General features: G+C 58.4%; 1 tRNA gene, 2 pseudogenes and 1 CRISPR repeat array. Of the genes and pseudogenes, 1 reads left to right on the forward strand and 2 read right to left on the reverse strand.

Annotated features, from left to right (window positions below):
- Positions 1-35: 35 nt before the first annotated feature.
- Positions 36-8,613, reverse strand: a pseudogene (locus WLO32_RS05685) (GH36-type glycosyl hydrolase domain-containing protein).
- Between the two features lie 468 nt (positions 8,614-9,081).
- On the opposite strand from WLO32_RS05685, the pseudogene WLO32_RS05690 reads away from it, so the two are divergent.
- Positions 9,082-10,693, forward strand: a pseudogene (locus tag WLO32_RS05690) (FAD-NAD(P)-binding protein).
- Between the two features lie 81 nt (positions 10,694-10,774).
- Positions 10,775-11,283: direct repeats of the CRISPR family, unit length 28 nt; unit sequence GTTCACTGCCGTACAGGCAGCTTAGAAA.
- A gap of 362 nt (positions 11,284-11,645) precedes the next feature.
- On the opposite strand, the gene WLO32_RS05695 reads toward WLO32_RS05690, so the two are convergent.
- Positions 11,646-11,722: transfer RNA gene (locus WLO32_RS05695), tRNA-Arg, on the reverse strand.
- Positions 11,723-11,823 lie beyond the last annotated feature (101 nt).

Consider the following 11,823-nt stretch of genomic DNA (forward strand, 5'->3'; position numbering starts at 1 on the left):
AGCCCGTCGCGCTAAGCGCCTATCCGTCCTGGAAATTATTGCTGCAAGATTTCCACTTCATGCCACTGTCCGTCATCGGCAAGATAAATCTTGTCGTCAGGCAGCGCGCTGCCGTCCAGCGTGACGCGATAGTCTCCTTCTGCGCGGGTGACGTTTATCTTGTAATGGCTGTTTCCGTGCTGGTAGACAAGGTTCACCGACGGCCAGTCGCGGGGAAGCTGAGGATGGACAGAAATTGCGGCGCCGTGCCGCTGAATGCCCAGCAGCGATTCAACCAGCAGCCGATAAGCCCAGCCCGCAGAGCCGGTATACCAGCTCCAGCCGCCGCGTCCGGTGTGCGGCTCCACGCTGTAGACGTCCGCGGTCATCACGTACGGCTCGACTTTATAGCGATCCACCGCCTGCTCGTCGAGACCATGGTTGATCGGATTTATCATCGACCACAGCTGCCATGCGCGTTCGGTATTGCCGCTGCGGGCAAAGGCCATTACCGCCCAGATGGCGCCGTGGGTGTACTGGCCGCCGTTTTCACGCACGCCCGGCAGGTAGCCCTGGATATAGCCCGGGTTCGGGCCGTTGCCGTTAAACGGCGGCGTCAGGAGTTTGATTAACCCCGCGTCCCGATCCACGAGGCGCTCATCCAGAGCCTGCATCGCCTGGGCGCTACGTTCGGCGCTGGCCGCGCCGGACAAGACGGACCAGCTCTGGGCGATGGCGTCTATCCGGCACTCCTTCGAGGCGCGTGAGCCAAGCGGTTCTCCGCTGTCGAAATAGCCCCGTCGATACCAGGCGCCGTCCCAGGCATGGGCTTCAAGGTTTTTCTGTAATTTTTCCGCCTCGACATGGCACAGCGTCGCGATGTCGCGATCCTGACGCTGTTCGGCCAGCGCCGCAAAACGCTGCAAAATATCGTAGAGGAAGAAGCCCAGCCAGACGCTTTCGCCCTTGCCCTCAAGCCCGACCAGATTCATGCCGTCGTTCCAGTCCCCGGCCCCCATCAGCGGCAGGCCGTGCTGGCCAAACCGCAGGCCGTTGCGAATGGCCTTCACGCCGTGAAGCCACAGCGACTCTTCAAGCGCGCTGACGACGGGCTGCTCGTAGGCGGACTCTTCGCCCGGCAGCAGCTGCCTGCCTTCAAGGTAGGGCAGGCGCTGTTCAAGCAGGCCGCTGTCGCCGGTCGTTTCCACATAATGGCAAATGGCGAGCGGCAGCCAGAGGTAGTCATCCGAGCAGCGCGTACGCACGCCGTTGCCTGACGGCGGATGCCACCAGTGCTGAACGTCGCCTTCGACAAACTGACGGGTGGCGCACAGCAGGATCTGCTCGCGCAGGCGCTCCGGCGCGGCGTGGCTTAGTGCCAGCGTATCCTGCAGCTGGTCGCGGAAGCCAAAGGCGCCGCCGGACTGGTAATAGCCGCTGCGGGCCATAATGCGGCAGGCGATCGTCTGGTAGAGCAGCCAGCCGTTCGTCAGCAGGTTGACCGCCGGGTCCGGCGTGGTGACGACAATTTTATCCAGCATGCTGTGCCAGTAACGATGCACGTTGGCAAGCTCGCCGTGGGCGGCCTCTTCGCTGAGGTACTGGTTGATCATCGACTCCGCATCCTGCTGGTTCTGACCTATTCCCAGCACAAAGACGAAGGTTCGCTGATCGCCGTCGATAAGGGTAGTGGCCGACTGCACCGCGCCGCACGGGTCATACCCGGCGCCGGTTTTGCCCGAAAGATGCCGCTGCCTCATCGCTGCCGGATCGCGCTGTGAACCGTTGCGGCCGAGGAATTCGCGGCGGTCGCCCGTGACGGAGCAGTGCACGCCGGTGACGGCGAAGAAGGCCGTCCTTTCCGAACCGTTGCTGCTGTAGTAGTTATTCGCCAGCAACCCGCAGCCGCGGCCCGTACCGGAAGCGCGGCTGACGATATGCATCGCTGATTTGGTGCGCGATTCGCCAAGCGTCCACTCCACATAGCCGGTGGCGGAAATGGTGCGCGTGCGCCCCGAGGTGTTGCTTAGCGTCAGAATCGCAATTTTTACCGGCGCGTGCTCGGCCACCAGGATAGTGAGCTCGCTGTCGATGCCCGTCTCCCGGTGGGCGAATACGCTATAGCCAAAGCCGTGGCGCGAGAGATAGGCACCCTCGCCGCGCACCGGCAGCGTCGTCGGCGACCAGACGGCGCCGCTCTCTTCGTCGCGCAGGTAGAAAGCTTCTCCGGAGCGATCGCTGACGGGATCGTTTTCCCACGGCGTGAGGCGATACTCATGGGCGTTTTCATACCAGGTATAGGCCTGGCCCGCCTCGGAGATAACGCTGCCGAAGCCGGCGTTTGCCAGCACGTTTGACCACGGGGCCGGCGTCTGGTCGTTTTCGCCAAGCGTGATCTGGTATTCGCGGCCGTCCTGGGAGAATCCTCCGCGGCCGTTGAAAAAGACCAGCGCGCTGGCGTCGGGCTGCCAGGGATCGTGCTGGTTTTCAGGCAGCCCGCTGCGGGGAACAAAAGCCTGCGGCGCGGTAAGCGTTGTCTGAATGCGCTGGTTCAACTGCTCTTTCAGACCGCCCGAGCGGTCATCAAGCACAATCTGCGCCACGCTCAGCAGCAGCAGACGATCCTCGGCGGACATATGCTCGCCGTTGCGCACAAAAATACCGCCGGGCTTATCTATCTGGCTGGCCTCGGAGCTGGCGACGATTAAATCCGTAATCTGATTTTGCAGCTCCTGCTGGTAGCCGCCCTGGGTGTCGTTAAGGATAACCAGATCGACCGCCAGCCCTTTCAGGCGCCAGTAGTGGTGCGCCTGAATCATGGTGGTCATCAGCAGAATGCTTTCATCGCTGGTGACGTTGAGCACCACAATCGGCAGGTCGCCGGAAATCGCCCAGCCCCACAGGCCGGACTGCCCGCGCCTGTTTCGGCAGATCGTTTTGGAAGCCGCTCGCAGCTCGGGGCTGGGGAAAAGCACCGCGCTTGCCAGCCGGTTAAACAGCGTGGCGTCGTCTTCGTTGGCGTTAATCTGCCGTAATACGATCTGGCTGTGCGACCAGGCAAGCTCAAACACGCGGTCGGCTATCGGGTGGTCGCGATACTTCTCAATCAGCGCCTGGCTTTGCTGACGGCTTTCCGTGACGCCGTAAATAATATCGACGATGACCGGCAAGCCGGGGTGCAAAACGATGGCGTGACGGATGGCTATTATCGGGTCCAGCACCGGCCCGGCCGTGTTGCTCAGCGGCCCGCTTTGCTCAACGGCAAGCGCGTTGGCCGGCGTTCTGCCCCGGCCAAGGAATTTAGCGCGGTCGGTTTCGAAGGAGGCGTTTTTCTGCGTTTCGCCGTGAACCACCGCCATATGGAACATCCACGGAGAGCGTTCGTCCGGCGCGCGCGGACGGCGATGGCAGAGTATCGCCTCCTGCTCGGGCACCAGCTCCGTTTGCACAAACAGATTGCTGAACGCCGGGTGCGCCTGGTCGCTGGTGGCGGGAGCCAGCACGACTTCCGCGTAGGTGGTCAGTTCGATGGTGCGCGGCTGGCGTCCGCGGTGCAGCAGCGTGACGCGGCGCAGCTCAATGTCATCTTCCGGCGAAACGACAATCTGCGTTTTTACGCCGATCGAGCCGGCGGTGAGCTTAAACTCTGCTCCGGCGTCGGTGAAGATAACGTCGTACTGGTTTACCGGATCGCCCGTTGGCTGCCAGGTGTTGCTCCAGACTTCGCCGCTCTTAGGATCGCTGATAAAGCAAAACGCGCCCCAGTTGTCGCAGGTGGCGTCGCTGCGCCAGCGGGTAAGCGCCAGGTCTTTCCAGCGGCTGTATCCGCCGCCGGACTGGGTGAGCATCAGGTGGTAATCGGTATTGGAAAGAAGCTGGATTTCGGGAATCAGGCTGTCCACGTCGTTGAACTGACGTGTTTCATACTGAACCGGCTGCAGAACGCCTTCATGGGATTCAAAGTGGCGGCGCGGGCTGTACAGCTCGACCGCATCCGGGACGCGCTCCTGCAATAACAGATGCGCGGACTGGAAGGCGGGGCTGGACATAAATCGGTCGACCATCGGCGCGTCAAGCAGCACGTGGGAGAGCGCCTGGAAAGCCATTCCCTGATGGTGGGCCATCCACGAACGCACTACCGCGTACATTTGGCCGCTGGCCAGACGAGAAGGCGTGTAGTCCAGCGCTTCATAAAAGCCGTACTCGCCCCGGGCGCCGCTTTTTTCAAGGGTCGCGAGGTTCTCGCAGGCTTTTTGCGGCGCGATAGTTAAGGCCATAAGCGTGGCGTAGGGAGCGATAACCATGTCATCCGCCAGGCCGCGGCGCAGGCCGAGGCCGGGCACGCCGAACGCGTGGTACTGGTAATTTTGCAGCGCGTCAAACGAGTAGTAGCCCGACTCCGAGATGCCCCAGGGCACGCCGCGCTCTTTGCCCCAGTCAATCTGACGGTTGACCGCCGACTGGCTCATCTCCGCAAGCAGGCTGCCCGGATAGGTCGGCATCACCAGGTTCGGCATCAGATATTCAAACATCGAGCCGCTCCAGGACATCAGCGCGGTTTCGTTATCAATGGTGGTAAACAGGCGGCCCAGCGCGAACCAGCTCTTAAGCGGCAGCTGGTTGGTGGCGATAGCAAGGAAGCTGGTGAGACGAATCTCCGAAGGTAGCAAATCGTAATGGCTGTTATCAAGCCGGTTGTTATCGCAGTTATAGCCCACGCTAAGCAGGCTGGTGACCTCGTTATAAAGGAAAGTGAAGTCCATGCGCGCGTGTTCCGCCAGGCGCTGTTCGAGTTCGGTAATAATATCCAGCCGCGTGCGGGCGTGGCGGATTGCGGACTCGGACGGCGTGCCTTCGCCGGTGTATTTCGCCTGCGCAATCCAGGTCAGCGAGGGAAGCGCTTTATCGCTCCAGTCATGCGGTATCCAGCCCAGCAGCTGCGACCATTCGTGACAGATAATCACCAGCTGATGCTGAAGATGATCGACCCAGCGGCGAATGCGTCCATCTTCGTGGCTGCAAAGCGCGTGCAGGCGATTGCTCTGCGCGCGCATGTTTTTCAGCTCCGGGAAGAGCTGCGCCGGATGAAGCGTGGCGGCGGCGCTGCAGTGTTTACGGAACTGGCGCAATGAGGTGGGCGCATGCTGGCCCCAGGCCGTCTCCAGAATTTGCAGCGTATCGTCGAGGCCCGCCAGCACCCTTGCGCAGTCGAGCACCGGCAGAGAACGTATTTGCGTTAAGCCTTCGCAGAGCGTGAGCAGGTGACCGGCCATGTTGCCGCTGTCGACGCTTGAGATATAGCGAGGATTGAGCGGTTGCAGGGTGCGCGTGTCGTACCAGTTATATAAATGGCCGCGGTAATGCTCCATTTTATCCAGCGTATCCAGGGTGAGCGTGATGCGCTGCAGCATTTCCCCCTGCGGCAGGTAGCCGAAATCCCAGGCGGTGAGGTTGGCCATCAAGGACAGCCCGATATTGGTCGGCGAGGTTCGATGGGCAATCACCGGCTGGGGTATTTCCTGGAAGTTATCCGGCGGCAGCCAGTTCTCTTTGGCGGTGGCGAAGGTTTCAAAGAAGGCCCAGATCTCACGGCTTGACTGGCGCAGCAGGCGTTTTTGCGCCGCGTTAAGAGAAGGAGCATGGCGCACCGGCTCGCGGCTCAGCCAGCTGAGCAAAAGCGGCGCCAGACACCACACCACGCCGATCGGCAGGGCAAAAATCAACAGCATCGGCGACTGCCTGGCCGTCAGGGAGATCAGCGCTACGCCGGCGACGACGTTCAGCCACATCGCCAGATAAAACTGCACAGGAGATATTTTCCCCCGCGCCGGGCTTTGCTCAAAGCTGGCCCACTGGCTCAGGTTGCGATGGCTGACGCCGAGCCGCCACAGGGTTAACGCTATGGCGTAAAGGGAATAGCCCGCTTCATGGGGCAGGGTGGCAAAGCCGAGCCCAATGCGCAGCAGGCGTTTGATGGCCCCCGACGACACCAGGCGAAGATGCTGCAGGAAAGGCCGTCTGGCCGGCTTTTTGATTACGTCCTGGGCCACGACCAGCGCCGTGGGCAGCAGGATAGTGATGGCCAGCATCGCCAGCCAGTATAAAGGGTTAGGCACCAGCAGCAGCGCGCAGAACAGCAGTATCAGCAATGAAGGCGCGACCAGGCTGCGGCGCAGGTTGTCCAGCAACTTCCAGCGGGAAAGCGTGCTGAGCGGGTTTTTATCCCGCGAACCATCGGCTTTTCTCACGCGCGGTTTTAGCCAGTTGAGCAGCTGCCAGTCGCCGCGTATCCAGCGGCTATGCCTCGCCACGTCGGTCAGGTAGTTATTCGGGTACTGCTCATAAAGCAGCACCTCGCTCAGCAGACCCGAACGCGCATAGCAGCCCTCAAGCAGATCGTGGCTCAGCACCAGGTTCTCAGGGCAGGTGTTGTGGTTGGCGAGGGTAAAGGTATCAACGTCGTAGATCCCCTTGCCGACAAACGAGCCTTCGCCGAAAAGATCCTGATAAATATCCGATGACATCATCGAGTAGGGGTCGTTGCCCGGTATGCTGCTGCACATGGCGGCATAGCGCCCCTGTCCGTTGCGGGGCATCTCTTCGGCAAGCCCCGGCTGCAGGATGCCGTAGCCTTTTACCACTCTTTGCTTTGCCGGATCGTAGACGGGATGATTGAGCGGGTGCGCCATCGTCGCCACCAGCTTGTGGGCCGTGTCGCGCGGCAGCACGGTGTCGCTGTCCAGCGTGATGACATATTTCACCCCGGCAGGCGGGGTGACGGTATTGCTGTGGAGTTCGGAAAACTGCTTAGCCGGCTTACGCAGCCAGCTGTTGAGCATCGACAGCTTGCCGCGCTTACGCTCATAGCCCATCCAGACGCCCTGCTGCTCGTTCCACTGCGGCTCGCGGTGCAGGAGGAAGAACAGCGGGCGCTCAACCGACGCGTAGCGACGATTGAGATTTTGCGTTTGCGCCCGGGCCCCAGTGCAGTAAGGCGTCGTTCTCCGGCGACGACTGCGTCGGCGAATCTTTAAAGTCGGTCAGCAGGGCAAAATAGAGGTTAGGCGTGGTGTTGCCGAGATAGCAAACCTCAAGGCTGTTGAGCAGCTTGTTTATCCCTTCGCGGCTGCCGAGCAGGCAGGGGATGACCACCATGGTGGTGAACTGCGCGGGAATGCCGGATGAAAAATCCATGCGCGGCAGCGGCATGGGGGAGCGAAAACGCGTGGTCGCCTCGCTAAGCAAATTGCTGGCGAGCTGGCTGACGAGCAGAACAAGCGGCAGCGCCATCAGCCAGAGCGGCCAGGTCATGCCCTGTCGCCAGGTGTGAAACAGGATGCTGGCGGTGAAAGCGGTGGTCAGCAGGCTCAGGCTGCCGAGCCAGGAAAGCAAAGGCACCTGGTTAAAACTGTGGCGCAGACGGATGGTCCATGAGGTGTTGGCCGCCAGCTCGTTTTCGAGCTTCGGCCGTCCTTCGTCAATCAGGTAATAGCCGACGTGGCTTTCGGGCGTGCCGCTTCGCGCCTGCTGCGCCAGCGCCAGAATATGCCGGGCGACCGCAGGTTCGCTGTAGCTGCTGTGGCGGGCCAGCCTTTCGATAACGTGGCGGTAGTTGTCGCGGGTATCAAAGTGCATGGCCGGATAAATGCCGGACGGGTCCTCGCGCAGGGTCCGTTCCACCAGGCTCATCTCTTCGGCAAAATCCGCCCAGTTGGTTTCGCTGAGCAGGCGCAGCCCGGCGATGCTGTTGCTGACGGAAAGCTGGCTTGCGGCAAGCTGCTGGTTAAAACGGTGGATGAGGAAATCGGTGCTCACGCCCGACTCCGCCAGGCGCTGTTCAACCCAGGTGAGCGGCAAAGAGAGCATATTGCCGCGCCCCTGCAGGCGGCGCACCAGTTCGGCCACGAAGGCGCTGCTCAGCGGCGGACGGGAGCGGGCCATATCGGCGATCACCATAATCAGATCCGCCGGGGCGTTTTCGGCGCATTCAAAGATGCGCGTTACCCAGACGTCCGCCAGGTTGCGCTCTCTTTGCGCGTCAGCCACTTCGATACTCACGCGGCGTAAGTTTTCGATCAGCGCCAGGCGCAGCATGCCGGGCAGCGCCCACAGCTCGCCCAGCGTAAGCGGAGTCACCTGCTGATAAGCTGCGATATAGCTGGTCAGGCTGGCCGCATCCCAGCGCCCGTCGCCGTGAGCGATAGCCTCGGAGGCGATATCGTAGATGCGCGGGCAGTTATGGGGAGGCGCGAGCGGGGGCAGACCTTTACCGAAATCCTTCGGTAAATGGTGGCGTACCACGCGGATTTGCTCTTCGATAAGGTAATAATTGTCGAGCAGCCACTCGCCCGCCGGCGTGATGCTGGCTTTGTCGCCGGCATTAAGCAGGTAACAGTTGCGGGTGATGATGACTTCGTTTTCTTCCAGCCGCTTTAATAAGTAATAAGGCATCTTTTCGGGCGAGAGCTTGTGCGAGCGGGCGAGCTTTTGCCCGTAGCGCTCCATCTGAATCGTCGAAAACAGCTCGGCCCTTATCGTATTGTCATTGGCCGGCTCACCGCCTTGCCAGAGGGGGCGCTCGGGCTGCGGTTTCTGTGATTTAGTAGTAAGCCATTGTTTAACATTTATTTTCATGTTTTTGCTCATCGTGCGAAGTTGACGCGCAGGAGCAGTTGTTGAATCAGATTAGAAACGTTCTCTCAGGATGGTGTGCAAGGACATCAGGGATTTAACAGCTGCTGGTGTGGAGCCACAACAGTATAGATTATTTTTTAGCCGGCGGTGGGTTTAAATAAGATAACTTTTTGTTTTTTTAAATATTTATTTTGATGCACGTCAGCAAGCCGTCCGCAAAGTCCCGGAGCGCTTTTATTTTTAGCGCTCGCAGGGCCGCGGCGAAGGTAAAAGAAGCGGCCATTGCCGTGCCTTATCCTCGTTTACAACCCGTGCTCTTAAAATGTCTCGATGTGGCGCAATAAGCGTTTTCATCCACACTTATTCAGTGAGGTATTTTCCTGTGCAGCCCGCAACAGGGCCGCATGGGATGAACCAAATCCCCTGCATATGGAAGGGGGGCATAACAATAACGACGGGAGAACAGTAATGAAGAAGATTGCTATTATCGGCGCGGGGCCTACGGGCATTTATACTTTTTATTCCCTTTTAAAAAATAAAGTGCCGCTTTCAGTTTCCGTCTACGAGCAGGCCAGCGAGGCCGGCGTCGGCATGCCTTACAGCAATGAAGAAAATTCCAGAATGATGCTGGCGAACATCGCCAGCATTGAAATTCCTCCTGTTTTTTCTACCTATATCGACTGGCTGCGCGGCCAGAGCGAAAGCCATCTGGCGCGCTATGGCGTGCAGTCTTCTTCGCTGCACGTGCGACAGTTTCTGCCGCGCATTCTTCTCGGCGAGTATTTCCGCGACCAGTTTCTGACGCTGGTCGAACAGGCGAAAAAGCAGGGTTTTGAAGTGAATATACATGAGTCCTGCCAGGTGACCGATCTGGAAGCCACCCCCGATGGCATAAAGCTGTGGACGCAGGCCGGAGCGGCGTCGAAGCTTTTTGACCTCGCCGTTATCGCCACCGGGCCACGTCTGGCCTGAAGAGCAGGCCACTTCCCGCAATTACTTCCCAAGCCCCTGGTCAGGGCTGATGGATGCAAAAATCGCGGCGTGCAGGATTGGCATATTAGGCACCTCTTTGAGCGCTATTGACGCAGCGATGGCGGTGGTTGTGCAGCATGGTGAGTTTGTCGAGACGGATGATGAACGAATTCAGTTTAACCGCGATGAGGGCAGCGAGCGGCTTAGCATCGTGCTCATGTCCCGCTCAGGCATCCTGCCGGAAGCGGACTTCTACTGTCCCATTCCCTATGAACCTTTAAGCATCGTGACGGAAAAAGCTATCGAGAATGAGATTGCGGCCGGGGCAGACGGCCTGCTCGACCGGGTGTTCAGCCTCATGGTGAAGGAGATTGAATTGGCGGATCCGGCATGGAGCGAATACATCTCTCTTAATACGCTGGACGCCGACAGTTTTGCGCAAGCCTGGTTTGCCGATCGCAAAAAAAACGATCCCTTCCACTGGGCGGAAGCAAACCTTTATGAAGTCGAGCGTAACAAACGCGACCGGCATACCGTGCCGTGGCGTTACACCATTCTGCGCTTACATGAGGCCGTGCAGGAAATCGTTCCTCATCTTAACGAGCAGGATGGGAAAAGGTTCGACTCGGGCCTCGCCCGGGTCTTTATCGATAACTATGCGGCTATTCCTTCCCAGTCCATCCGCAGGCTGCTGGCGCTGCGTGAAGCCGGGATTATCAGCATTCTTGAGCTGGGCACGAATTACGAGATGGAAGTGAAAGAGAACCAGACCGTGATTTTTGCCCATGAAAACAGGTATGAGTTTGACGTTTTTATTGATGCGCGTGGCCAAAAGGCGCTGAAAACAAAAGATCTGCCGTTTCCGACGTTAAGAAAACAGCTGCAGGCGACCGGGGAGGATATTCCGGATGTCGGCGACGATTACACGCTGCTGGAACCTGCGTGCGTGCGTGGGCGCATTGCCTTTGGCGCCTTACCCTACCTTATGCACGATAAGCCTTTTGTTCAGGGGCTGGTCGTTTGTGCGGAAATAGGCGAGGCGATGGCGAAAGCAATAATACAGTCATCACCGCGGCCGCGCAGAAAATTGCCATTTATTGATATCTAAAGCAAACAAGGGGCGTGAGAGCAGCTTCACTGCCGTACAGGCTTAGAAAAGCAAACCGGCTATATCACTTCCCGAATTGGTGTTCACTGCCGTACAGGCAGCTTAGAAAAATGGACATGGACGTAGAAGTCGAAAAAGTAAGTTCACTGCCGTACAGGCAGCTTAGAAAGCAATGCGCTCGAACGTGTCGGCGTAACGGATGTGCACTGCCGTACAGGCAGCTTAGAAAAATAAGATGCAGAACATGGCAACCACACCAAAGTGCACTGCCGTACAGGCAGCTTAGAAACTATCTCGATGAGCCAAATCTGAATTTGCTTCGGTGCACTGCCGTACAGGCAGCTTAGAAAAGACGGGTTGCCGCGTTTACATCTTCTCTGATGTGCTCTGCCGTACAGGCAGCTTAGAAAGTTAATGTACCAATAATATTCCTGATAGCATCGTTCACTGCCGTACAGGCAGCTTAGAAACCTCAATCGTGTAATGCTTGTTACCGAGACGGGTTCACTGCCGTACAGGCAGCTTAGAAAGATGGCGATATCGTTACGCTCGGCTTTTGGTTGTTCACTGCCGTACAGGCAGCTTAGAAATGGCTGTAATCCACCACCAGCTGCAGCGCCCCTGATGTTTATACCGCTGCTGGCCAGAGAGGTTGACTTTGCATCATCCTGGCGTCTAAGTTTTTTAAGAGTGGAGAAAACCGCCCGCAGGAAAATACTTCAAATAATCCTGCAGCGAGCGGTTTTTTTATTGTCTGTTATTCACCACGCAGCAACTTGAACGGGCCATATTCAATTATGGGAGCCAGTAAATACAGGAAATGCATTTAAAGAGGGTTATCTGATTATGCAAAGGTCAACGCGCAGGTCTGCACGTTTTATTGCCAGCATGCGCGCCAGGGTAATTGAAATTTTGGGAGAATCTGAGGAAGTTGGCAAACAGCAAAATTTAATGGTACGCCCTGCAGGGCTCGAACCTGCGACCTACGGCTTAGAAGGCCGTTGCTCTATCCAACTGAGCTAAGGGCGCCCTGTGGTTAGGCGGGATTATACGGTCAGCGCCTTTCTAGTCAATGGCTTTTCAACCACCTGCGCGACAATTGAGCATAAACGCTGAACTTTGCCTGACAG

This window comes from Dryocola mayonis (assembly GCF_051307045.1).
Lineage (GTDB): Bacteria > Pseudomonadota > Gammaproteobacteria > Enterobacterales > Enterobacteriaceae > Dryocola.